Below are 23933 nucleotides of genomic sequence, written 5' to 3'. Positions count from 1 at the left end.
CCTGCCGCTCCGACCGTCGCTGCCGCGATATGAACGAGCGGCCGAAGTTGGGGAGCTGAAAAGAGCGTCTGAATGTCTGGAATGGGTCATCGCCGAGCTTTCTGTGTGCAGCACGGCAGTGATGCCAATACGCGCGCCGAGGTGCTTCGGGTCTTCTCACGCGGCAATGGCAAGCCAGCCCACCGCGGCCAATTCGTGCACACCGCCTTGTCATCGGCCATTGAATTGTTGATCGTCTAGCGCGGATTGATCGCCGGCATATGCGGGTTTCAACCAGCAATGAAGGCGCTATCGTGTCACAACAAAGTGGTGCCACAATTACCGAACAGCCGCTGTCTGCCTCTCGCGAATAGAAGCTGCTCGGGAGCAGTCCGCCCAATTATGTCATTGCCCGCGCCATCGCGACAACAGGTTTCCAGTCAACGGCAGGATATTGGATCTGCTCGATGGCATCACGCAGAACCGCCATGGCGGCACCGCGGCCATATAATGTGCTGACCGATCCGTCCGCGTGACCGAACAGAAGGTCGACGATCTCCTTCGCAACCTTGCCCCGAACGGCGCGCTTGCCGGTGTGTCGGAATGAATAGAATACGAGCTCGGGATCGGACAGGCCGATGGCATCGAGAAAATCGTTCATGACGCGCGATAGCCGTTGTGTGCGGCTGCCATATTTGTTGGTCTCGAGTTCGGGGAACAGCCACTCGGTGCCTTCTGCCCGTCGCGCCGCGACCATATCGAGAAAGCCTGCTTCGAGCAGGGTGGAATGCAACGGAATGTCGCGCTTGGCGCTGGCCGTCTTCATCCGCTTGGCCGGTCCCTCCTGCTCCTGGCGGACGCGCAAGCGATCCGGTTCGATGGCGATGTAGGGGATGCCGTCATAGGTCTTGATGTTGCCGGGCCGAAGCTTGCCCAGCTCATCGAGGCGGCAACCAGTAAACGGGGCGAGCAACAGTGTCCAGAACAGCGTTCGTGCCGTCACACCACTGCGCTCGGGCAGGGGCGAGGTGAAGATCCTGACCATGTCGTCGGGCTCGAAAGGGAGGCGTGCGTCCTCCAACGAGCGCTTGGGCATCGACTTCACGGTCTTGGCGACGTTGCCGTCAATGACCTCGAGTTCCTCGACCGCGTGCTCGAGCGTTACCCGGATCGCCGACAGCGCCTTATTGACGGTCGCAGGCGATAGCGTCGGCAATCCCTCAGCCTCTGCCAATTCGACCTGCTCCAACAGGGGCAGGGCGGCGATCCTGTGTCCGGCACGGGCTGGAAGCCCCGCGCAGGTGCGGCGATAGGCACGCACCATCGACGCGGTGATCCGATCGACCGGCGGGTCGTCATGGAGCCGGGCGAAGCGCTTCACCGCTGTCCGCCATTCGTCCACGAGCTTGGCCTCGCGCGGCTCGGACGTGGCCCAGGCTTCATAGACCTGGGTGATCGTGGGTGCCGCCTTGCCGAGCGGCGTAAGGAGTTCTGGTTCGGTTGGATGAGCAGACGGCGCCGTCACCACCGCCGTAGATCCTGCGACAAGCACCGACGGCGGGACGATCCGGGTCCGCGCCGGATCGATCCTGATGGCGCAGGCCGCGCAGAGCCTGTCGAGGTAAGCACGACCGATTGCGCCGTGTAGCTCGTGGGTCAGTGGCCAGCCCAGATCGTTCGCCATGGCCACCGCCGCGATGAACCATTCGATCGGTTCGAGGGTGGGCAGGGCGGCGACCCGCTGCAACGTCTCCAGCCAGGATAGCGGCAGGAGATCGGGAACGGCGGACAGCATGGTGATCCTGCTCGCATGGTCGCGAAGATCATCGAGGCCTGGCGAAATCCCGAAGTCGTAGCGTGCGCCGGGCGCATCGTCGGTCAGGCCGTTGGCATGGTCGAATGCCCCGAGTTCGAGCGCAGCGAGCTTCTGCGCCACGCCGCGAAGATCCTCGTCCGGTTGTCCGTCGAGAAAGTCGTCGACCATCGCGCGTGCCGAGCGGAGGTGGTGGCTGGCCCGCGTGCGGCGAGCGGCGGCGAGCTTCTGCTCGTAGACGACGGCATGCGGATGATAGCGCTGGCGCGCTTCGTCGGGATCGCGGGTGTCGAGGGTTCGCTTATACTCGCTTGCGCCACCGTCGAAGAACAAGCGGAGTGCGGCCGGGATGACCCGTCGAAAGTAGAGAATGCCGGTGCGAGGATCTTTGAAGGGGGCGGCCATACGGATCACTTTGTGCACATCCTTTGTATACAAGGATGGGTAAAGCGTCCGTGAAAGCCTGAAAAACCACGCTTTTCCGCCGCTTAGGCAGATGCTGGTGACCCCTACGGGAATCGAACCCGTGCTTCAGCCGTGAAAGGGCCGCGTCCTAACCGCTAGACGAAGGGGCCGTCATGGCGTTGCGTGCCGTTAGGGGAGGATCGGCAGGGCGTCAATCCTTTGTGTGGTCCGTCGCGTCATCAATCCGCCCAGGCGGCGTCGTCGAGGTGGAGTTCGGCGGCGGGGCGGCTGCCCCAGTCGTCGCGGCGGGCGCGGCCGGCGAGCCAGAGGCGGCGGTGGGGCGGGCAGGCGAGCAGCGCCAGGCCGAGCGGCGTGTCGGCGGCGCGGAACGCCATCGCCTTGATCCGGCTGCCATCGTCGCCCGCCGCAATCGCGCGGACATGGCCGTTGCCGACGATATCGACCTTTATCAGACGGAACGGCCCCGCCGCGACGCGGGGGTGCGGCCAGCCGGCGCCGTAGGGGCCGCCGACCTCCAGCGAATCGACCAGCGCGGGGGTGATGCCGCCGGGGGCGAGCACCGCATCGACCAGCAGCGCACGATCCTCGCGCGCGGTGGCGACGGTGGCGGCGAGGCGATCGTCAAGGAAGGCGGTGAGCGCGGGGAGGCTCGCCTCCGCCACGGTCAGCCCGGCGGCCATGGCGTGGCCGCCGCCGGCGATCAGGTGGCCATGCTCCTTCGCCGCCAGGATCGCGGCACCGAGATCGACGCCGGTGATCGAGCGGCCGGACCCCTTGCCCAGCCCGTGTTCGTCGATCGCGACGACGACGACGGGGCGGCCGAGCCGTTCCTTGAGCCGGCCGGCGACGATCCCGATCACGCCGGGGTGCCAGCCATGGCCGGACACGACCGCGACGCTGGCGGCGAGGTCGATGCGAGTATCCGCCTCGATCTGCACCGCCGTCTCGATTGCGCGGCGATCCTCGTTGAGGCGGTCGAGATCGGCGGCGAGGGCGCGGGCCTCGTCCGGGTCGGCGGTGGTGAGCAGGCGGACGCCGAGATCGGCCTGTCCGACCCGGCCACCGGCATTGATGCGGGGGCCGAGCGCGAAGCCGAGATCCTGCGCGGTCGGCGCGCGGGTGAGGCGCGATGCCTCGATCAGGGCGGACAGGCCGATGTTGCGGCGGCCGGCCATCACCTTCAGCCCCTGCGTCACGAAGGCGCGGTTGAGCCCGCGCAACTGTGCGACGTCGGCGACGGTGCCGAGCGCGACCAGATCGAGCAGGTCGAGCAACTTCGGCTTGGTCCGGTCGGCGAAATGACCGCGCGCCTCCAGCGTGCGAACCAAAGCGGCGGCAAGCAGGAAACACATGCCGACCGCGGCGAGATGGCCGTGCGCGGCGGCCTCCGCCGCCTCGTCGAGGCGGTTGGGGTTCACCAGCGCGTGCGCGTGGGGCAGGGCGGTGGCGCATTTGTGGTGATCGACCACCACCACCTCCACCCCGGCGTCGCGCGCGGCATCGAACGCGTCGAATGCCTGCGCGCCGCAATCGACGGTGACGATCAGCGTCGCCCCCTCCGCCGCCAGCCGGCACAGCGCCGCGCCGGTGGGGCCATAGCCTTCGAGCAGACGATCGGGAATGTAGGGGCGGGCGGCCAGACCGAGATCGGCGAGGACACGGACCATCAGCGCGGTCGAGGTGGCGCCGTCGACATCGTAATCGCCGAAGACCGCGACCTGCTCCCCGGCCTGCACCGCATCGGCGAGGCGGGCGGCGGCGCGGTCCATGTCGCGGAAGATCGAGGGATCGGGCATGAAGCCCCGGATCGAGGGGGTGCGATGCGCCTCGATCTCGTCGGGGGGGCAGCCGCGCGACAGCAGCAACTGGATCAGCAGGCCATCTTCGCCCAGCATCCCGTCACGCGCATCGGCGGACAGCGAGCGCCATCGCCAGGGCTGGCCGAGGATCGAACGGGTGACGCCGAGAACGGTCATGCGGTGGGGTTCCGGCAGGGTGCGAGGGTAATCGGAAAGTCACGAACGTCGCATCCTACAGGGGTGTGCGGGAACGCCCGACGGCGGGGCGGTGTCGCGCCATGGCATGACCGGTCGTGTTTGGGGGTGACAGCGAAGTCACTGTAAGAACGGCCTGTTTTCCCGATGAAGACGACGCCGGCGGGCGTCGGTGTCGCGCGGCGCACGGATCTGGCGGCGTTCGATGCCCCGATCGGAAAGTCACGGTCAGTCATGCGGAGAAGTACCCGGCTGGACCCCGGCCGTTGCCGGGGCGGGGGGCGATGGAGAGACGGCCGATCGGGCGGGGAAGCGGCCATCACCGGAAGTCGGATCGGAAGTCGGCGCGCCATCGGGCCGCCCTGCCACGACCGAGGGGCTGTAGGACAGGCTATTTGATCCAGCGGCCCTCGCGGAACCACTTCGTCACGATGTACTTCACACCATCCACCACCGGCATCCCTTCATGGATGGTCAGTTCGTTGGGCGTGCCGTCGGGGTTCATGTTGTTCCAGATCAGCATCAGCCCGCGACGGGGCGCGACCTTGATGCCGGCCTGCGGAAACCAGGTCGCGCCGCCTTCGGTCACGTCGTTGAGGTAGATCATCGCGGTCCAGGTGCGCTGCCCGCCCTCCTTGACCATACGCGGCCAGTAGCTTTCGCTTTCGTGAAAATAATCGTGGTGCGCGCGGAAATGCTGGCCGGGGGCATAGCGCTGCCCCTGCATCGTTTCGCCATGCGCCGGATCGATGCCGAGCAGGTCGGCGATGCCCGTGTCGATCGGCTGGATGTCCGCCGACCAGCGATCCATGTCGCAACTGTCCGAGGTGCGGAAATTCTGGTCGTTGCGGTCCGACAACAGCGTCGAGGGCCGGCGATTGGTGTCGATCGTGTCGATCAGCCGCGCGCAGGTGGCCGCATCGAGGAAATCGGGGCGGTAATAGACCTGCGCCGCCGGGATCGCCGCGCGTTCGACCATGGGATCGGCATCGAGCCGGGCGGCGACATCCGCCCCGAAACGCTGACGGACGGGCGAGACGGCAGGGGCTTTCCTGCGGGGGGAGAACAGGCTCATGATCCCCGTATGTTCGGGGCGCGCCGGCCCGAAAGCAAGGGGCCGGCGCGCGAAGTCCTACCAGAAGATGTCGTGGATGCTGTCTACGACCCTACCAGAAGATGTCGTGGATGCTGTCTACGACCCTACCAGAAGATGTCGTGGATGCTGTCTACGACCCTACCAGAAGATGTCGTAGACGCTGTCTACGACAAGGCCGGTGCGCAGGTCGATCAGCAACGCATCGCCGAAATAGCGGACCCAGCGATAGGGGCCATACGCTTCCGGCAGGCGATAGGCGAACGGGTCCCCGATCCAGTAATTCTGGCCCCACAGCCCCGACGACAGCGTCGTACCGATCCCGAACCGGCGATAGCCGCCGCCCCAGCCCGAGGGCGCATAGTAGCGCGGCAGGCGATAGGCGTTGCGGTTCGTGGTGCGGTACCGTGCCCAGTCGTACCGGGTGTCGGCACGCCAGCCACGGTTCCAGCCGCCGCGATTGCCATTGTCCCGATCGGAATACCAGGCGCCGCCGCCGCGGGAGTCGTTCCAGCGGCGGCCGTCGCCATCGCGGCGCCCGTCTAAACGGGGGGCGTCGTTGCGGCGGCCGTCGTAGCGGCCATCGGCCTGACGATCGTTCCAGCGCGGATCGCCGTTCGGGCGGGAGCCGTCACGGCGGGGGTCGACCGTATCGCGCCCGCCGATGCCGTAGCGGCGGCCATCGTCGCCGCCACCGCGCGACCAGCCGGCGCCGTTGCGGTCGGGCCGGGCGTCGGCGTTCCAGCGGCCGTCATTGCCGCGCCCGTCATTGCCACGACCATCGTCCTGCCGGGGGGCAGGGCGGGGTTGGTCGGGGCGGGCTTGCTCGGGGCGGGGCTGGTCGGGTCGGGACTGGTCGAAACGGGGCCGTTCGGGACGGGGCTGATTCGTCGGGCGATCCTGGGTGCGATCGAAGCGGCGGCGGGTGTCGTCTGCGCCGCCCCCGGCCGGTTGCATCTGGTCGCGCCACGGACGCTGGCGGGCTTCGCCGGTGGCGGGGCCGGCAGCGGGGCCACCGGCGCCCTCGGCGCGGGAACGGCGCTCGCCCCGGTCCTGCGCATCCGCCATGGTCGGCAGCACCATGGCGGCGGTCAGCAATGTCACGATCAGCCTGCGCATCCGTTTCGTCCTTGTTCGCCGGGATTTAGACGGCGTTGTCGATGGATGAACCGTGCCATGTCCACGGTGAGGCGAAGCTGAACCGCACGGTCAGCGGCGCGACAGGTTTCGGTTCACCGGGCAGGCGGGCGGAGGGAAAGCGCGGGGACCGAAGTGGCCGCTTCGGCGGGGGTGATGCCGGGGCGGGTGGCGGCGGGGATCACCTCCTCGCCGCGCATCGCCGCGGCGGCGTGGCGGATCGCGTCGACCAGCCGGGGGTAGATGCCGCAGCGGCACAGATTGGTGATGGCGGCCCGGATCGTCGCCTCGTCCGGATCGGGCACGCGGCGCAGCAACGCGGCGGCCGCCATGATGATGCCGGGCACGCAGAACCCGCACTGGACGACGTTGCCGGCAAGGAAGGCGAGTTGCAGGGGGTGGTCGCGGTCGCGCGACAGCCCCTCGATCGTGGTGACGAAACTGCCCTCCGCCTGCGCGATCGTGATCCGGCAGGACGGCACGGCCCGGCCGTCGATATCGACGATGCAGGCGCCGCAATGGCCGGTGCCGCAGCCATAGCGGGTGCCCGTCAGGTTCGATGCGTCGCGCAGCGCCCACAGCAGCGGGGTGGCGGGATCGAGCCGGTATTCGACGGCCTGGTCGTTGACGGTGAAACGGGTCATGCCGGCACGGGATAGCGCAAGGGGCGCGTGCTGCGAAGCGACGGCGGCGCGCCGGGGGGGGGGGGCCTAGTGGACCGTGCCGGTCGCCTGATCCGCGACGAGGATCACGATCAGCCGTTCGATCTGGCGCCAGCGGCAGAAATTGATGTGGTTGCCCAGATCGCGACTGCGGTCGGCGCGGGCGGCGGCCTCGGTCGCGGCGGCGGGGCCGAAGGCGGCGATCAGGTCGGCGGCCTCGGCGGCCTCGCGGGCATCGGCGATATAAGGTGCGGGAAACGGGGCAGACATCGGCAAGGCTCATTACGCAGCGGCAATGGTCCGTCAATCGGTGCCGCCCCGCGATGCGACCGGCCGAGGATGGTGGCGCGGCGGCGACGGGCGTGGCAGGAACGGCGGCGATGACCGATTCTTCCCCTCCATCCGCCGCGGGCGGTGTGCTCGTCGCGCTCGGTTCGATCCTGGGGGCGGCGGTGGGCTTCTCAATCGGCGAGGCGACGGCGGGCTTCCTGATCGGGCTGGGGCTGGGCGCGGTCGGCGCGCTGCTGATCTGGTGGCGCGACCGGCGATAGCGGCCGCGCATCGACGGTCAGGCCCTCCTGGTCAGACGGGAGCGCGCATCTGCCAGACGACGCGGCCGATCAGTTCGACCGGCGCATCGGGCAGGGGCGGGGCGAGCGGATTGTCGCTGCGCGCGCGCGGCACGCCGGCGTGGAGCGCCACGCGCTTGACCATCACCGTGCCGTCGATCCGCACCACGAAGATGCCGCCGCGCGGACCGGGGTGGCGATCGGCGGTGTCGACCAGGATGTGATCGCCCTCGCGCAGCCCCGGCTCCATCGAATCGCCCCGGACGCGGACGATCGCCGCCCGGTCGGGCTGCAATCCCAGCCGGCGGGCGAGGCCGGGATCGAGCAGGTCGGTGCCGGTCACCACCTCCGCATCGATCAGCGCGCCGGGGCCGGCCGAGACGGCGATGTCGAGGCGCTTCACCCGCCACCATGACGGGGCGGCGACCGCCCCCAGCCGGACGGGATCGACCCCGAAGAACCGGGCCAGCGCGGCGATGTCCGCCTCCTCCAGCGTGCGCGGGCTGCGGCGATGGACATATTGCTGGATATAGGCGGGGTTGCGCCCGAGCATCCGCGACAGCGCCGCCAGGCTGGTGCCCCCCGCCGCCGCCAGATCGATCAGGGTCGTGCGCGGATCATCCATCGTCATGAATCGTCGGTACCGTAGGAAATTATCCTAGACAAGTTGGATTTGTGAGAACAAATGAAGAACGCCGTTGTGGGATTGGGAGAGTCGGCGTGACATTGCTTATAGAGATCGACCGGTATCTGAGGGTGACCGGGATGCCGTCCACGAAGTTCGGGCGGCTGGCGGTGGGCGACCCGCGGCTGGTGGGCGACCTGCGCCGGGGACGGATGCCGCGCGACAAGATGGTCGCGCAGGTCGAGGCGTTCATGGCGGGGATGGGGGCATGAGCGCGCGGCGGGATCGGCCCGATACGCCGGACGCCTGCGTGCCGCTGGTCCGGGCGTTGCTGGCGGACGCGGCGGCGGCGGGATGCGTGGCGCGCGCGGCGTCGGCGACCGCGCGCGACTGGGCGAGCGCGACGTTTGTCGGGGCGCGGCATCATGTCGTGATCGCGGTGACGGGCGAGGGGGCGGACGACTGGACCCGGCATCTGCCCGAAGCGGACCTGCCCCTGTGGCGGCATATCGTCGCGGACCTGACGATCGACGCGGTGGTGACGGCAGGGGAAGAGCGCCACGTGACGATCGCCGCGCTGACGCTGGTGGCGGCGTGAGGATGACGGGAAGATGACAAGTTCGTCGCAGTGCAGCATGGTACTTGATATAACGTAACATGGCCGATAGGGCAGCGACGATCATCCCGTTTCGGAGTCCGTTGCCCATGACCCGTTTCTCGCTGCTGGCCGGTGCCGCGCTGCTGTTTCCCCTGTCCGCCACCGCCCAGACGGCCGCCACGCCGGCAGGGACCACGACCCCGGTCGCCGGCCCGTCCATGCGCGGCGGCGACATCGTGGTGACCGCGCCGTTCCGGCAGAGCGAGGCGGACGTGCTGTCGGGCACGTCGATCGTGACCGGCGAGGAACTGCAACGATCGCTGCGCCCGACCATCGGCGAGACGCTGGCGCGCCAGCCGGGCGTGTCGGCCACCTCGTTCGGGCCGAACGCGTCGCGGCCGGTGCTGCGCGGTTTTCAGGGCGAGCGTATCCGGGTGCTGACCGACGGGATCGGATCGATCGACGTGTCCAACACCTCGGTCGATCACGCCGTCGCGATCAACCCGCTGATCGCGGAGCGGGTGGAGGTGCTGCGTGGACCGTCGGCGCTGCTGTTCGGATCGTCGGCGGTGGGCGGCGTGGTCAACGTGATCGACACGCGCATCCCGCGCACCGTGCCGGAGAACGGATACCGGCTGGGCGGCACCGCCACCTACGGCTCGGCGGCGAACGAGCGATCGGGATCGGCGGCGGCGGACGTGGCGGTGGGCGCCGGCTTCGTCGTCCATGCCGACGGATCGTACCTGAAGACCGACGATCTGGAGATCGGCGGCTTCGCGCTGTCGCGGGAACAGCGGGCGGCGTCGCTGGCGGCGGCGTCGGCGGCGGGGGCACAGCCGGCGGTGCCCGGCGAGGAGGCGATCGATTTCGCCGGCAACGCCGCGATCCGCGGCCGCCTGCCCAATACCGCGTCGGAGACGTGGAACGTCGGCGTCGGCACGGCGCTGATCCGCGACGGCGGCAGCCTGGGCGTGTCGTACAGCCGGTACGACAGCCTGTACGGCGTGCCGGTCCGCTATGCGACGCAGGTCGGCCAGGAGCAGGAGGCACCGCGCATCGACCTGAAACAGGACCGGGTCGACCTGCGCGCCGAAGTGGCGACGGGGGGCAATTTCCTCGACCGTATCCGCCTGCGCGCGGGCTTTGCGGACTATACCCATGCCGAACTGGAGCCGGACGGCGAGGTGGGCACCACCTTCATGAACCAGGGGCTGGAGGGGCGGCTGGAGTTCGTGCAGGCCAACCGGGGCGGCTGGCAGGGCGCATCGGGCGTGCAGGTGTTCAACCGCCGCTTCGACGTGGAGGGGGACGAGGCGTTCCTGCCGCGCAACGAGACCAGTCAGGTCGGGCTGTTCACGTTGCAGCAGTACAGCGCGGGTCCGTTCCGCGCGGAGGCGGGCGGCCGGTACGAGCGGACGTCGGTGGACGCGCGCACCGGATTGGATGACGCACGCTTCTTTGCGGGCGGTCGCGATTTCGAGGCGGTGTCGGGATCGCTCGGCGCCTCCTACGAAGTCGCGCAAGGTGTGCGGATCGGCCTGAACGGATCGCGGACCGAGCGGGCGCCGTCGGCCGAGGAACTGTTCGCCAACGGCCCCCATGCCGGTACCCAGTCCTACGAACTGGGCAGCCCGAACTTCCGGCTGGAGAAGTCGTGGGGACTGGAGGCGACGCTGCACGCGCACCGCGAGGCGTGGAGCTTCGATGCGGCGGCCTATTACAACTGGTTCTCCAACTACATCTTCGAGAGTCAGGTCGATCCGGGCGCGTGCGAGGCGGCGGCGGCGCCATCGGGACGCGAGGTCGATCTGCCGTGCTTCCAATATGCGCAGGCGGATGCGCGCTATTACGGACTGGAGGCGGAGGCCAATGTCCGGCTGGCGACGATCGGCGGCTACCGGATCAATGCCGACCTGCTCGGCGACTGGGTCCATGCCAAGGTGGTCGATCGCGGGCCGGTGCCGCGCATCCCGCCGATGCGGCTGCTGGGCGGGCTGGAAGCGCAGGGCGACCGGATCAGTGCGCGCGCCGAGGTGGAGCGCAGCTTCAAGCAGGACCGCGTGACGCAGTTCGAGACGGAGACGGGTGCGTTCACGCTGGTCAACGCCAGTGTCGCGCTGAAGCCGTTCGGGGCGGACAACGGCACGACGCTGACGCTGAGCGCGAACAACATCTTCGACGTGAATGCGCGTCGCCATGCCAGCTTCCTGAAGGATTTCGCGCCGCTGGCAGGGCGCGACCTGCGGGCGACGCTGGGGTTCCGGTTGTAGGAGACTGTCGGGGCGGGATGTCATCGGCCTGATCGATCCCGTCCCTATCGCCAGCGCCGTCCCCGTTCCGTCATTGCGAGCGTAGCGAAGCAATCCAGAGCGTCACGCACCGGGCCCTGGATTGCTTCGCTGCGCTCGCAATGACGGACGGATGGGTTTCCACGCCGGAGGGGCGGGGCGGCAGGGCGGCAGTGCTGGAAACCTGTTTCCCGGCATGCGATAACCGGGCGATAAAAAATCAGGAGAGAAACGCCATGGCCACCGCCCCTGCGTCCAGCCCGGTCGCGACCCCGGAATGGGAGGCGCGGCAGCAACTGGCCGCCTGTTACCGGGTGTTCGACATGCTTGGCTGGTCCGAGATGATCTACAACCACATCACGCTGAAGGTGCCGGGCGAGGAAGGCGCGTTCCTCATCAACCCGTTCGGGCTGCATTTCTCCGAAGTGACCGCATCGAGCCTGGTCAAGATCGACATCGACGGCAACGTGCTGGGCGACAGCGCCTATCCGGTCAACCGGGCGGGGTTCGTGCAGCATGCGGTGTTCCACCGTCATCTGCCCGACGCGCATTGCATCATGCACACCCACACCACCGCCGGCATGGCGGTGAGCGCGCTGGAAGGCGGTTTGAGGCCGATCAACTTCTATGCCTGCAACTTCGCCGGGCAGATCGCCTATCATGATTTCGAGGGCGTGACGGTGCGGTCCGAAGAGGGCGAGCGGCTGGTGCGGAACATGGGGTCGAAGCGGATCATGTTCCTGCGCAACCACGGGATGCTGGTGATGGGGCGCACATTGCCCGAGGCATTCGTGAAGCACTGGGCGTTGCAGCGCGCGTGCGAGATCCAGCTGGCGACACTGTCGATGGGCACGCCGCTGGAGGTCGCGCCGGAGGTGGTGGCGGTACACCAGCGCGACCTGCACATGGCGCAGGTGCCCGGCGGCCCCGGTGCTGCGGATTTCGCGGCGATGGTGCGGCTGGTCGACCGGCGGGACCGCAGCTGGCGCGACTGAGGTTGGGGGTGTCTTCCGCGCGGTCGCGACGCTAGGGGGGCGACATGCACTTCCGCGTCCGGCGGGCAGGCCGGCTGGCCTCTGCCGCCTGCCTTGCCCTGGCCGCATCGCCCCTCGCGGCGCAGGGCGGGGGTGCGCCCGCTCCGCAGGGCATCGGATCGCCCTCCCCACAACAGGGCATCGGATCGATCGACCCGCAGGCGATCGATCCCGACGCCCCGCTGGCGAACCTGCCCGATATCGGGGTGGAATGGCCCGATCTGCCGGTCGAACCCGCGACGGTGCAGGTGGCGGGCACCGACGTGACGACCGAGCGCCGCTACGACTGGCGGATCGAGGGGATCGACGCGGTGTCGACACCGCTGCTGCGCCAGCGGTTCGCGGAGAATTCGACGCTGGACGCCAATGACGGCAACCCCGCCAACGCCGCGCAACTCGACCGGCGCGCGCGCGAGGATGCGGCGCTGCTGGTGTCGCTGCTGCGCGCGCAGGGTTATTACGATGCGACGGTGGCGACGCGGGTCGAGCAAGGGGGCGTGACGCCGGGCACGCGGATGCAGGTGGTGCTGGAGGCGGCACCGGGCGGGCTGTACCGCTTCACGGGCGTGACGCTGGCGGGCGTGGCGGCGGCGGGGGACAAGGCGGCCGACCTGACCCGCGCCTTCGCGGTGAAGGCGGGCGATCCGGTGGATGCCGATGCGGTGGTCGCGGGGCAGGCGGCGGTGACGGCGGCGGCGGGGCGCGAGGGATTTCCCTTCGCCAGGATCGACGAGCCGGCGATCGTCGTCGACCGCGCGGCGAAGACCGCGACGCTCGATCTGGCGGTGGCGCCGGGCGGCGCGCGGCGGTTCGGCGATATCGTCGCGCTGCCCGGCAACCGCGTGTTCGGGCCGGACCATGTCGCCGAGATCGCCCGGTTCGACCGGGGCCAACCCTTCGATCAGGCGCGACTGGACGATCTGCGCCGGGCGTTGATCCAGACCGGGCTGGTATCGCAGGTGACGTTGCGCCCGGTGGAAAGCGCGGCGCCCGGCACCGTCGACATCGCGGTGAAGCTGGACCCGGCGCCGCCCCGCACCGTAGCGGGCGAGGCGGGGTACGGCACCGGCGAGGGTGCACGGCTGGAACTGAGCTGGACGCACCGCAACCTGTTTCCCCCCGAAGGCGCACTGACGATCCGGTCGGTGCTGGGCACGCGCGAGCAATTGTCGTCGCTGGTCTATCGCCGCAACAATTTCCAGGCGCGCGACCGGGTGCTGACCGTGCAGGCCGCCGCCGCGCACCAGAACCGCGACGCATACGACGCGAGAACCTATTCGCTGTCCGGTGCGCTGGAACGGCAGACCAACATCTTCTTCCAGAAGACATGGACATGGTCGCTGGGGGCGGAGCTGCTGGCGTCGGACGAGCGCGACGTGATCGTATCGACCGGGCAGCGGCGGCGACGGACCTTCTTCATCGGCGCGCTGCCGACCAGCCTGATCTATGACGGCACCGACGATCTGCTGAACCCCACGCGCGGATTCCGGCTGGGCGGGCGGTTGAGCCCGGAGGCGTCGTTGCAGGGCGACGTGTTCGGGTATGCGCGCACCCAGATCGACGCCAGCGTCTATCGCACGGTGCATGACGGCGTGGTGCTGGCGGCGCGGACGCGGCTGGGCACGATCGTCGGGGCGCCGCGCGACGCGGTGGCGCCGTCGCGGCGTTTTTATGCGGGCGGCGGCGCATCGGTGCGCGGTTATGGGTTCCAGTCGATCGGGCCGCGCGATCCCAACAACGATCCGATCGGCGGCCGCAGCCTGACCGAATTCGCGGTCGAGGCGCGCATCCGCGCCTTCGGCAATTTCGGGATCGTGCCGTTCGTCGATGCCGGCAACATCTACACCGATCCGCTGCCGGGGTTCAGCGGCCTGCGCTACGGCGCGGGGCTGGGCGTGCGCTATTATTCCAATTTCGGGCCGATCAGGCTGGACGTCGGCACGCCGCTGAACCGGCAGCCGGGGGATTCGCGGATCGCGGTGTACGTGTCGCTGGGGCAGGCCTTTTGATGCGACGGATCAGGCACTGGATCGCCGGCACCGTCACGCTGCTGGCGACGATCGTCGCGCTGGCGCTGGTGCTGGTCGATACCGGCTGGGGTCACCGGCTGGTCGCCGAGCGAATCGGCACGATCAGGACCGCCAACGGGTTGCGCTTCGCGGTGGGGCGGATCGACGGATCGGTGTACGGCGCGACGCGGCTGCGCGACCTGCGCGTCTATGATCTGGACGGCCTGTTGTTCAGCGCGCCCGAAGTGGCGCTGGACTGGGCGCCGTGGCGCTGGCTGACGGGCGAACTGGCGATCGAGCAACTGGCGGTGCCCACGGCGCGGCTGGAGCATGTGCCGCATACCCGCAAGACCGGGCGGCGCGGGCCGATCCTGCCCGATTTCGACATCCGTATCGGCGGCCTCGCCATCGACCGGCTGGTGCTGGCGCCACCGGTGTCGGGCCGGGAGCGGATCGGACGGCTGGCGGGCCGGGCGGATATCCGGTCTGGCCGGGCGATGGTAACGCTGGCGGCGACGGTGGCGGGCAGCGACCGGCTGCGCGTGGCGATCGATGCCGAGCCGGCGCGCGACACGTTCAAGATCGATGTCGCGGCGGCGGGGGCGGCGGGCGGCGTGCTGGCGAGCGCGGTGCGGGTGAACGGGCCGGTGACGCTGACCGTGGACGGTGACGGGCGCTGGGCGGCATGGCGCGGCCGGGCGGTGGCGCGGGCGGCGGGGGCATCGGTGCTGGATCTCGCGCTGAGTGCGACCGCGGGGCGCTATACGCTGGCGGGGACAGCCGCGCCGTCGCGTTTCCTGACCGGCAAGGGCCAGCGGCTGACCGCACCACGCGTGCTGGTGGAAGGGGCGGCGACCTATGCCAACCGGCGGCTGGCAGGGCAGCTGGGGCTGCGATCGGCGGCGCTGGCGGTGACGACGACGGGCGAGATCGATCTGGCGGCGAGCGTGTATCGCAACGTCCGGGTGCGGGCACGATTGCTGCGGCCCGCTGCGCTGTTTCCCAACATGAGCGGGCGGGGCATCGAACTGCGCGCGATCCTGGACGGGGCGTTCGACCGGGTCCGCTACGATTACCGGCTGACGGCGGAACGGCTGGCGTTCGACAACACCGGGTTCGACCGGGTGCGGATCGGCGGCGCCGGGCGCTGGTCGCCGATGCCGGTGACGGTGCCGATCCGGCTGGCGGCGGCGCGGGTGACGGGGGTGGGCGATGTCGCGGGCGGCATCCTGCGTAACCTGAGCGTCGACGGCACGCTGCGCCTTGCCCCGCCGATGCTGACGGGCGACGCGCTGCGGCTGCGGTCCGACAAGTTGCAGGGGCGGATCACGCTGGCGCTGGACTTGCGGACCGGTCGCTATCAGATCGGACTGGGCGGGGCGCTGGGCCGGTATCTGATCCCCGGCATCGGCGTGGTCGACGTGCAGTCGCGGTTGCAGGTGGTGCCGGGGCCGGGCGGGCGCGGCACGCGGATCGCCGGGCGGGGCGAGGCGCAGGTGCGGCGGCTGGACAACGCCTTCTTCCGCTCCCTCGCGGGGGGATTGCCCCGGATCACGACCGGGCTGGAGCGGACATCGGACGGCGTGCTGCACTTCACCGGTCTGGTGCTGACCGCGCCGTCGCTGCGGCTGGCGGGTAACGGTTATCGCCGGCGCGACGGCACGTTCCATTTCGAGGGGGCGGGGCGGCAGGCGACCTATGGCCCGGTGTCGCTGGTGCTGGACGGGCGGATCGAGCGGCCGACGCTGGACCTGCGCTTCGCCAGCCCCAATGCGACGCTGGGCCTGCGCGACGTGCGGGCGCATCTCGACCCGACGCCGCAGGGCTTCGCCTTCATGGCCGAGGGGCAATCGCGGCTGGGGTCGTTCCGGGGGCGGGGCGCGATCCTGCTGCCGAGCGGCGGGCAGGCGAGCATCGGCATCGATACGGTCGAGGTGGCGGGATCGCGGGGCAGCGGCCGGCTGGCGATCGTCGATGGCGGCTTCGACGGACGCATCGCGATGACGGGCGCGCTGACGGGCGACCTGACGTTCCGGCCGGAGGGCGCGGTGCAGCGGATCGACCTGCATCTGGCGGCGCGGGGCGCGCAACTGGACGGCGCGACGCTGCGGCAGGGGCGGCTGGACGGATCGGTGCGGCTGAACCCCGCCGGGCCGGTGCTGGACCTGACCGCGCAGGGACAGGGCTTGCGCTATGGCGGGCTATTGCTGGCGCGCTTTGCCGGGACCGCGAAGCTGGTGGACGGCATCGGCGAGGCGCGGGCGGCGATCGCCGGGTCGCGCGGACGCTCGTTCGATATCCAGACGGTGACGCAGGTGCGCGCGGATGGCTTCACCGTGAATGCGCAAGGGACACTGGACCGGCGGCCGATCCGGCTCCTGGAGCCGGCGGTGATCGTGCGCGAGGGCGAGGGCTGGCGCGTGCAGCCGACTCGGCTGACCTTCGCCGGCGGCGAGGCGCGGCTGGCGGGCCGGTGGAGCGAGGCCGGCACCAGCGTCGAGGCCGGCGTCACCACGATGCCGCTGACCATCCTCGATATCGGGTTTCCGGGACTGGGGCTGGGCGGATCGGCATCGGGCACGCTGACGCTGGCCACGCCGGCGGGCGGTGCGCCGACCGGGCGGATGGACATGACCGTGCGGGGGCTGACCCGTGCCGGACTGGTGCTGAACTCCACCCCGATCGACGTGGCGATGGCGGGCGTGCTGCGCGCCGACCGGGCGGGATTGCGCGCGGTGATGGCGGCGGGCGGCAAGACGATCGGACGGGCGCAGGCGCAGCTTGCGCCGCTGGGGCAGGGGACGCTGACGCAGCGGCTGGCGGGCGCGGGGCTGTTCGCGCAACTGCGCTATGCCGGCCCGGCAGACGCATTGTGGCGGTTGACGGGGGTGGAGCTGTTCGACTTGTCCGGCCCGGTATCGATCGGCGCGGACGTGACCGGCCGGCTGTCCGCACCGCTTATCCGCGGCGCGTTGCAGACCAGCGCGGCCCGGATCGAAAGCGCGACGACGGGCACGCTGCTGACCAACGTGCAGACCAGCGGACGCTTTGCGGGATCGCGGCTCGCCATCGACCGGTTCGCCGCCGATGCCGGTCGCGGTGGCCGGGTGACGGGATCGGGCCAGTTCGATCTGGCGGGCCGTGGCGGCGTCGGGCTGGACCTGCGGATGCAGGCGGACCATGCGGTGCTGATCGCCCGCGACGATATCGGCGCGACCGTATCCGGGCCGCTGCGCTTCGCCTCCACGGGCACGGGCGGCACCATTTCGGGCGACGTGACGCTCGATCAGGCGCGGTATCGGCTGGGGCAGGCGACCGCCGCCACCGCCGCGCCGCCGCTGAACGTGCGCGAGATCAACGTACCGGGTGGCGACGACACCGACGATCGGCCCGCGACGCCGTGGACGCTGGCGCTGAACGCGCGGGCGCGCAACGCCGTGGCGGTGACGGGGCTGGGCCTGACCAGCGAATGGTCCGCCAACCTGCAGATCGGCGGCGCGCCCGACAATCCGGCGATCACCGGGCAGGCACGGCTGATCCGGGGCGATTACGAATTCGCCGGGCGCGAGTTCGAACTGTCGCGTGGCATCATCCGCTTCGGCGGCGAGACGCCCGCCAACCCGTCGCTGGATATCGAGGCGAATGCGAACACCACCGGCCTGAACGCCTCCATCCGGGTGACGGGCACCGCGATGAAGCCCGAGATCGGTTTCGCCAGCGTGCCGGCGTTGCCCGAGGACGAACTGCTGTCACGCCTGCTGTTCGGTACCTCGATCACCAACCTGTCCGCGCCCGAGGCGCTGCAACTGGCCGCCGCGGTGGCGGCGTTGCAGGACAGCGGCGGCGGGCTGAACCCGATCAACGCGGTGCGCCGCGCGGCGGGGCTGGACCGGTTGCGCATCCTGCCGGCCGATCCGCAGACCGGGCAGGGCACGTCGATCGCGGCGGGCAAATATGTGACGCGGCGGCTGTATGCGGAGATCGTGACCGATGGACAGGGCTATTCCGCGACACAGGTGGAGTTCCAGGTGACGCGCTGGCTGTCGTTGTTGTCGAGCATCTCGACGCTGGGGCGGCAGAGCGTCAACGTGCGGGTATCGCGCGACTACTGAACCGGGGCGGGCCAGGGTTCGAGCCGCAGACTAGGGATGTCGTGGAAATCGGCGGCGTTGACGGTAATGAGCGTCAGGTCGTTGACCAGTGCGGTGGCGGCGATCAGCCGGTCGATGATCTTGGGGCGGGAAAAGCCGCAGGAGGCTACGATACGGCCATAGGTGATGACCGTGTCTCCATCCAGATCGAGCATCGGCAATAGTTGAAGAAGTGAGTCAAGATTGACGCGACGTCTATGGGCATTGACGGGATCGCGATGAACGCCTGCTTCCAGTTCCACCCAGCTAAGGATCGATATTGCCGGGGTTACGGCCAATCGCTCCACCCGCTCCGTTATCGTCGCTTCGACATCACGAAGGTAGATCGCGATGTTCGTATCGATCAGGTACATTATTCCATACCTGTGCGATCCGGAAATTCGATCGGTGCCCGTTCTTCAATCGGCGTGATCGGTCCGATTGACCGCAGCCTGCGAATCAGTTCGCTTACCTTGGCTTTTTCGGCATCTGCGTCGACGGCAGGTTTGACCATCACCGTATCGCCGACCTGCTCCATCGTCACCATCGTGCCCGCAGGCAGGCCAAAACTCTTGGGCAAGCGCACCGCGACGCTGTTGCCGCTCCTGAACGTCCGTGTTTCGATCGCACCCATCGGCTGCACTCCCGTATAGTCCGGTATATACGCCTTGCCGTAACGCTTGCCCAGCGAGTGGCGCAACCGGTGGCAGGCACGCGGCGTTTCGCGGCCACGATCATGATGGAAGGACGATGGTGATGGACCAGTCAGCCCGCGTCGCGCGGATCACGCGCACCGGCGGCCCCGAGGTGATCGAATGGGTGGATGTCGACCTGCCCCTGCCGGCACCGGGAGAGGTGCGGTTGCGATCGAGCGCGGTGGGGCTGAACTATATCGATGCCTATCACCGTAGCGGACTGTATCCGATCGAACTGCCCGGCGGACTGGGATCGGAAGCGGCCGGCGTGGTGGAGGCGGTCGGCGAGGGGAGCGATGGATTCCGCGTTGGCGACCGGGTGGGCACGTTCGGGCCGTCGCGCGGCGCCTATGCCACCGCGCGCAACGTCGTGGTCGGCGAACTGGTGCATCTGCCGGACGCGGTCGACGACCGGACGGCGGCGGCGCTCCTGCTGAAGGGCGGCACGGCGGCGATGCTGATCGAGCAATGCGCCGGAGTGCAGCCGGGGCAGACCGTGCTGGTCCATGCCGCCGCGGGCGGGGTGGGGCATCTGCTCGTCGGCTGGCTGAAGGCGATCGGCGCGACGGTGATCGGCAGCGTTGGTACCACGGGCAAGGCCGATATCGCCCGGGCGGCGGGTGCCGATCACGTGCTGCTGCACCGGGAGGAAGATGTCGCCGCCCGCGTATGCGAACTGACCGATGGTCATGGTGCCGACGTGGTGCTGGACGGGATCGGCAAGGCGACCTGGGACGTGTCGCTGGCGGCGACGGCACGGCGCGGGATGATCGTCAGCTATGGCAATGCCTCCGGTGCGGTGGAGGGAGTCAATCTCGGCATATTGGCGGCGAAGGGATCGCTGTTCGTGACGCGGCCGACCCTGTTCGATTATGCCCGGACCCAGGCGGAGCGGCAGGCGATGACCGACCGGGTGTTCGCGATGCTGGCGCGCGGGGCGATCCGGCCGACGATCGGTCGCAGCTTCGCGCTGGCGGATGCCGCCGAGGCACATCGGGCGATGGAAGCGGGCGATACGCACGGCAGCACGGTGATGATGCCATAGGGCACAGGCAAAGTTGCCACATATCAAGCTGGTAACCAGTTGGCAGGACATCGTGTCTACGCCTTGCCGGACATGGCCATCGGGGCCGGGACGGCCGGACACCCGTGGGGATGATGGAGCCAGCATGACCCGTTTTCGGGAACTCGATCGCAAGGCGCAATTGGACCGGTCCCCCGGCTACCGGCCCGGCAGCACGCCGGAGGTGTTCCTGATCGAGGAATCGGTGGCGATGGGCCTGTTGCTGCAGGGCCGGATCAAGGCGAAGACCACCGCAGAGGTCAGCTGGTTCCGCAGCTATGCCGCCGCCGCCGCGGCGCTGGAGGAGCGGCAGCCGGCGCTGGCGATCACCGGTACCAGCCTGCCCGATGCGCCTGCGGGTGAAATCCTCGATCTACTGGCCGATGCCGACGTGCCGACCGTGCTGTTCACCGCGACGCTCGACCGCAAGGTGCGTGAGCGGTTCACCTCGCCCAATATCGTCGATTATTTCTACAAGGACGCCGACGATACCATCGCGCAGGTGGTGCGGACGGTGGCGCGCTTCGTCGACACGCTGCCGCCGCCGGTGCTGATCGTCGACGACATGGCAAGCGGGCGATCGGTGCTGGCGGACCTGCTGCGCCGTCAGAACTACCGGATATTCGAGGCGGCATCGGGCGTCGATGCCTTGCGCATTCTGGCCGAGAACGACGATATCGAACTGGTCATCACCGATCATCACATGGCCGATATGGACGGGCATGAACTGACGCAGCGCATCCGTGCCCGCCACCCGGCGGACCGGCTGCGGATCATCGGCATCTCCGGTTCGTCGGACCCGTTCCTCTCCGCCTCGTTCCTGAAGGCGGGGGCGTCCGATTTCGTCTATCGTCCCTTCATCGCGGAAGAAGTGCGTTACCGGATCGAGAGCAATATCGAGACGCTGGCGCAGATCAGGCACCTTCGCTTTCTGGCGGAGCGCGACCCGCTGACCGGCCTGTACAATCGTCGTGCCTTTTTCGAGCGGGCGCATCCGATCGTGGTCGAACTCGGCACGACGGGGGACGAGGGATATATCGCCATCCTCGACATCGACCATTTCAAGGCGGTGAACGACCGTTACGGCCATGACGTGGGCGATCAGGTCATCAAGCGGGTCGCGGCGGCGATCCGCGACTGCTGCGATCATGGCGACGCCGTCTCCGCCCGGTTCGGGGGGGAGGAATTCATCATCATCTTCAGCCGGATCGACAGCGCCGCCGTGCAGGCGCGCTGCGAGGCGCTGCGGGAGGCGATCGCGGCTTCGACCGACCGGAGCGTCCTGTCGGTGACCGCATCGCTCGGCGTTGCGGCGATCCATCCCGGCGAAGGGCTGGACAATGCGCTGAACGCCGCCGACCAGTTGCTCTACATGGCCAAGGGCGGTGGCCGGAACCGCGTGACCTATGACGCGGCGCTGTGGGGCGCGGGCTGACACGGTAAAAGGGCGCCCGGATCGCTCCGGACGCCCTTTTACCGTGTCAGCGTCGCGGCAGAGCCGCGCCGTCGGTCGGGCTCGGGCGTCTCGCAAGCAGCTGCGCTGCCCGCGTGCGCCCTACGCCTCAGCCGCTGTAGTACATGTCGTATTCGACCGGGCTGGGGGTCATTTCCCAACGCGCGACTTCCGAACGCTTGATCTCGACGAAGGAGTGGATCTGGTCCTTCGAGAACACGTCGCCCTTCAGCAGGAAGTCGTGATCCGCTTCCAGACAGTCGAGCGCCTCGCGGAGCGAACCGGCGACGGTCGGCACCTGCGCCAGTTCGGCGGGCGGCAGGTCGTACAGGTTCTTGTCCATCGCCTCGCCAGGATGGATCTTGTTCAGGATGCCGTCCATGCCCGCCATCATCAGCGCCGCATAGGCGAGATAGGGGTTGGCGAGCGCATCGGGGAAGCGCACTTCGACGCGCTTCGCCTTCGGCCCGGTGCCGTAGGGGATGCGGCACGAGGCCGAGCGGTTGCGCGCCGAATAGGCGAGCAGCACCGGTGCCTCGTAACCCGGCACCAGCCGCTTGTAGCTGTTGGTCGACGGGTTGGTGAAGGCGTTGACCGCCTTGGCATGCTTGATGATGCCGCCGATGAAATACAGGCACATCTCCGACAGGCCGGCATAGCCGTTGCCGGCGAACAGCGGGTTCTTGCCTTCCCAGATCGAGAAGTGAGTGTGCATCCCCGAGCCGTTATCTTCCTTGATCGGCTTGGGCATGAACGTCGCCGTCTTGCCGTATGCGTGCGCGACCTGGTGGACGACGTACTTGTAGATCTGCATCCGGTCGGCGGTCTGGGTCAGCGTGCCGAAGGTCAGGCCCAGTTCGTGCTGTGCGGCGGCAACCTCGTGGTGGTGCTTGTCGCAGGGCAGGCCCATCTCGATCATGGTCGACACCATCTCGCCGCGGATATCCACGGCGCTGTCCACGGGCGCGACGGGGAAGTAGCCGCCCTTGGCGCGCGGGCGGTGGCCCATGTTGCCGCCTTCATATTCGCGGCCATATTCGCGGCCCGAATTGCCCGGCAGCTCGATGTCGTCGATCTTGTAATAGCTGGTCGAATAGCTGTTCTCGAACCGCACGTCGTCGAACAGGAAGAATTCGGCTTCCGGGCCGACATAGACGGTGTCGCCGACGCCGGTGGTCTTCAGATACGCCTCGGCGCGCTTCGCGGTCGAGCGGGGATCGCGGGCGTAGAGTTCGCCGGTCGACGGATCGACGATGTCGCAGAACACGATCAGCATCGGCGTCGCCGAGAAGGGATCGGTATAGACCGCCTCCAGATCGGGCATCAGCGTCATGTCCGACTCGTTGATCGCCTTCCAGCCCTCGATCGAGGAACCGTCGAACATCAGGCCGTCGGTGAACTCGTCCTCACCGAGCAGCGAGGCGACCATGGTCAGGTGCTGCCACTTGCCCTTGGGATCGGTGAAGCGCAGATCGACCCACTCGATCTCCTCTTCCTTGATCCGCTTCAGAATGTCGTTTGCGGTGACAGCCATGTGTTCTTTCCTTGCTCTTGCCGCAGATGCGGCACCTCAATCAAAATGGTTGATCGTCAATCCGAGGTCATCGTCGTCAAGCCATTGCAGCGGTGGGCGGCGTGTCGATGTTCCATCCCCGACATACCTCAGGGCGCCTGCGGCGGAGGCGAAGCTAAGTAGCATCGCCTGAATGCTGTCGACCCCGGCTACGCCGCCCTGCCTGATTTCACCTCCTGGAAAATGGATGGAGTACCAGCAGACCCAATCGGGCTCACGCTCGACGGTATCAGAAGGCCACGGTTGAGGCCGGTGGATGCGAAGCTCAACAGGCCCGGCCTCACTTTCGAAAATTCTCCGGGCAACGACGTCATCGCCGTTAAATAGCGGCTTCATCGCGTTCGCCGGTGCGGATGCGGAGCGCGGCCTCGACAGGGATCACGAAGATCTTGCCGTCGCCGATCCGGCCGGTCTGCGCGGCCGCGGCGATCGCCTCGACCACGCGGTCGGCCAAGGCATCCTCGACCACGACCTCCAGCTTCACCTTGGGCAGGAAATCGACGACATATTCGGCACCCCGATACAGCTCGGTATGCCCCTTCTGCCGGCCGAAGCCCTTCGCCTCCGTCACGGTGATGCCGGATACGCCGATCTCGTGCAGCGCCTCTTTCACCTCATCCAGCTTGAACGGCTTGATGATGGCCTCGACCTTCTTCACGGCTTCCCCCGGTGCATGTTCGATCCTCGCCCCGATGATGGACGATGCAGACTACGTGCCAGTCGCGCCTGCCTGCGGCAAGCCCGGATCGGCGATGATGACGGTGCCCGAAAACCGGGCATTCCAAAGGATGT

General features: G+C 68.6%; 21 protein-coding genes and 1 tRNA gene. 9 read left to right on the top strand and 13 right to left on the bottom strand.

Going from position 1 to position 23933, the window contains the following annotated elements:
• Positions 1-379: 379 nt before the first annotated feature.
• The 7 genes from ABD719_RS13935 to ABD719_RS13905 all read right to left on the bottom strand — a co-directional run bounded on the left by ABD719_RS13935 (position 380) and on the right by ABD719_RS13905 (position 7374).
• The gene (locus ABD719_RS13935; RefSeq protein WP_344694037.1) at positions 380-2197 is read right to left on the bottom strand and encodes a DUF6538 domain-containing protein; all 1818 of its coding nucleotides are present in this window, start codon (positions 2195-2197) and stop codon (positions 380-382) included.
• Between the two features lie 95 nt (positions 2198-2292).
• Positions 2293-2367, bottom strand: a tRNA-Glu gene (locus ABD719_RS13930).
• 69 nt (positions 2368-2436) lie between these two features.
• Positions 2437-4194: a single-stranded-DNA-specific exonuclease RecJ gene (gene recJ / locus ABD719_RS13925; protein WP_344693980.1), complete on the bottom strand. Its 1758-nt coding sequence runs from the start codon at positions 4192-4194 to the stop codon at positions 2437-2439.
• A gap of 409 nt (positions 4195-4603) precedes the next feature.
• Positions 4604-5287 carry a prolyl hydroxylase family protein gene (locus ABD719_RS13920; protein ID WP_344693979.1) on the bottom strand — a complete coding sequence of 228 codons (684 nt, stop codon included), beginning with the start codon at positions 5285-5287 and terminating at the stop codon, positions 4604-4606.
• Between the two features lie 159 nt (positions 5288-5446).
• Entirely contained in the window at positions 5447-6424 is a 978-nt protein-coding gene (locus ABD719_RS13915) for an RcnB family protein (protein ID WP_344693978.1), read from the bottom strand.
• 113 nt (positions 6425-6537) lie between these two features.
• Positions 6538-7086 carry a (2Fe-2S)-binding protein gene (locus tag ABD719_RS13910; RefSeq protein WP_344693977.1) on the bottom strand — a complete coding sequence of 183 codons (549 nt, stop codon included), beginning with the start codon at positions 7084-7086 and terminating at the stop codon, positions 6538-6540.
• A gap of 66 nt (positions 7087-7152) precedes the next feature.
• Complete coding sequence (locus tag ABD719_RS13905; RefSeq protein WP_344693976.1) at positions 7153-7374, bottom strand: hypothetical protein; 222 nt, start codon at positions 7372-7374, stop codon at positions 7153-7155.
• A 110-nt stretch (positions 7375-7484) separates the two neighbouring features.
• Here ABD719_RS13905 and ABD719_RS13900 point away from each other — a divergent pair, with 110 nt between their 5' ends.
• Positions 7485-7655: a hypothetical protein gene (locus tag ABD719_RS13900; protein WP_344693975.1), complete on the top strand. Its 171-nt coding sequence runs from the start codon at positions 7485-7487 to the stop codon at positions 7653-7655.
• Positions 7656-7686: 31 nt separating this feature from the next.
• On the opposite strand, the gene ABD719_RS13895 is transcribed toward ABD719_RS13900, so the two are convergent.
• Positions 7687-8298: a S24 family peptidase gene (locus ABD719_RS13895; protein WP_344693974.1), complete on the bottom strand. Its 612-nt coding sequence runs from the start codon at positions 8296-8298 to the stop codon at positions 7687-7689.
• 95 nt (positions 8299-8393) lie between these two features.
• On the opposite strand from ABD719_RS13895, the gene ABD719_RS13890 reads away from it, so the two are divergent.
• The 6 genes from ABD719_RS13890 to ABD719_RS13865 all read left to right on the top strand — a co-directional run bounded on the left by ABD719_RS13890 (position 8394) and on the right by ABD719_RS13865 (position 18339).
• Positions 8394-8570 carry a hypothetical protein gene (locus ABD719_RS13890; protein ID WP_344693973.1) on the top strand — a complete coding sequence of 59 codons (177 nt, stop codon included), beginning with the start codon at positions 8394-8396 and terminating at the stop codon, positions 8568-8570.
• Complete coding sequence (locus tag ABD719_RS13885; RefSeq protein ID WP_344693972.1) at positions 8567-8896, top strand: hypothetical protein; 330 nt, start codon at positions 8567-8569, stop codon at positions 8894-8896. Before ABD719_RS13890 ends, ABD719_RS13885 begins: the two co-directional genes overlap by 4 nt.
• 107 nt (positions 8897-9003) lie before the next feature.
• On the top strand, positions 9004-11166 hold the full coding sequence (locus ABD719_RS13880) for a TonB-dependent receptor (RefSeq protein ID WP_344693971.1): 2163 nt from the start codon (positions 9004-9006) through the stop codon (positions 11164-11166).
• A 254-nt stretch (positions 11167-11420) separates the two neighbouring features.
• Complete coding sequence (locus ABD719_RS13875; protein WP_344693970.1) at positions 11421-12179, top strand: class II aldolase/adducin family protein; 759 nt, start codon at positions 11421-11423, stop codon at positions 12177-12179.
• Between the two features lie 44 nt (positions 12180-12223).
• Positions 12224-14227: an autotransporter assembly complex protein TamA gene (locus ABD719_RS13870; RefSeq protein ID WP_344693969.1), complete on the top strand. Its 2004-nt coding sequence runs from the start codon at positions 12224-12226 to the stop codon at positions 14225-14227.
• A complete protein-coding gene (locus ABD719_RS13865; RefSeq protein ID WP_344693968.1) occupies positions 14227-18339 on the top strand; it encodes a translocation/assembly module TamB domain-containing protein in 4113 nt (1370 codons plus the stop codon). Before ABD719_RS13870 ends, ABD719_RS13865 begins: the two co-directional genes overlap by 1 nt.
• Here the strand turns inward: ABD719_RS13865 and ABD719_RS13860 are convergent.
• Together ABD719_RS13860 and ABD719_RS13855 are read right to left on the bottom strand one after the other, a co-directional pair.
• On the bottom strand, positions 18333-18731 hold the full coding sequence (locus tag ABD719_RS13860; RefSeq protein WP_344693967.1) for a PIN domain-containing protein: 399 nt from the start codon (positions 18729-18731) through the stop codon (positions 18333-18335). The two genes, ABD719_RS13865 and ABD719_RS13860, sit on opposite strands and share 7 nt — an antisense overlap.
• Positions 18731-18991, bottom strand: a complete 261-nt coding sequence (locus tag ABD719_RS13855; protein ID WP_344693966.1) for an AbrB/MazE/SpoVT family DNA-binding domain-containing protein — start codon at positions 18989-18991, stop codon at positions 18731-18733. The genes ABD719_RS13860 and ABD719_RS13855 overlap by 1 nt, the downstream gene beginning before the upstream one ends.
• A gap of 122 nt (positions 18992-19113) precedes the next feature.
• Here ABD719_RS13855 and ABD719_RS13850 point away from each other — a divergent pair, with 122 nt between their 5' ends.
• Together ABD719_RS13850 and ABD719_RS13845 are read left to right on the top strand one after the other, a co-directional pair.
• The gene (locus ABD719_RS13850; RefSeq protein WP_344693965.1) at positions 19114-20097 is read left to right on the top strand and encodes a quinone oxidoreductase family protein; all 984 of its coding nucleotides are present in this window, start codon (positions 19114-19116) and stop codon (positions 20095-20097) included.
• Between the two features lie 124 nt (positions 20098-20221).
• Entirely contained in the window at positions 20222-21550 is a 1329-nt protein-coding gene (locus ABD719_RS13845) for a GGDEF domain-containing response regulator (protein WP_344693964.1), read from the top strand.
• 127 nt (positions 21551-21677) lie between these two features.
• Here ABD719_RS13845 and glnA read toward each other — a convergent pair whose 3' ends face one another.
• The 3 genes from glnA to ABD719_RS13830 are packed head-to-tail and all read right to left on the bottom strand — an operon-like array spanning position 21678 to position 23799.
• Positions 21678-23102: a type I glutamate--ammonia ligase gene (glnA, locus tag ABD719_RS13840; protein ID WP_344693963.1), complete on the bottom strand. Its 1425-nt coding sequence runs from the start codon at positions 23100-23102 to the stop codon at positions 21678-21680.
• A gap of 36 nt (positions 23103-23138) precedes the next feature.
• The gene (locus ABD719_RS13835; protein WP_344693962.1) at positions 23139-23477 is read right to left on the bottom strand and encodes a DUF6968 family protein; all 339 of its coding nucleotides are present in this window, start codon (positions 23475-23477) and stop codon (positions 23139-23141) included.
• Complete coding sequence (locus ABD719_RS13830) at positions 23461-23799, bottom strand: P-II family nitrogen regulator (RefSeq protein ID WP_056528474.1); 339 nt, start codon at positions 23797-23799, stop codon at positions 23461-23463. Before ABD719_RS13830 ends, ABD719_RS13835 begins: the two co-directional genes overlap by 17 nt.
• Between the last annotated feature and the right edge of the window lie 134 nt (positions 23800-23933).

It is taken from the genome of Sphingomonas cynarae (assembly GCF_039537815.1).
GTDB lineage: Bacteria > Pseudomonadota > Alphaproteobacteria > Sphingomonadales > Sphingomonadaceae > Sphingomonas > Sphingomonas cynarae.
The sequence above is the reverse complement of the archived record's forward strand: the minus strand, read 5'-3'. Positions and strand labels throughout refer to the sequence as shown.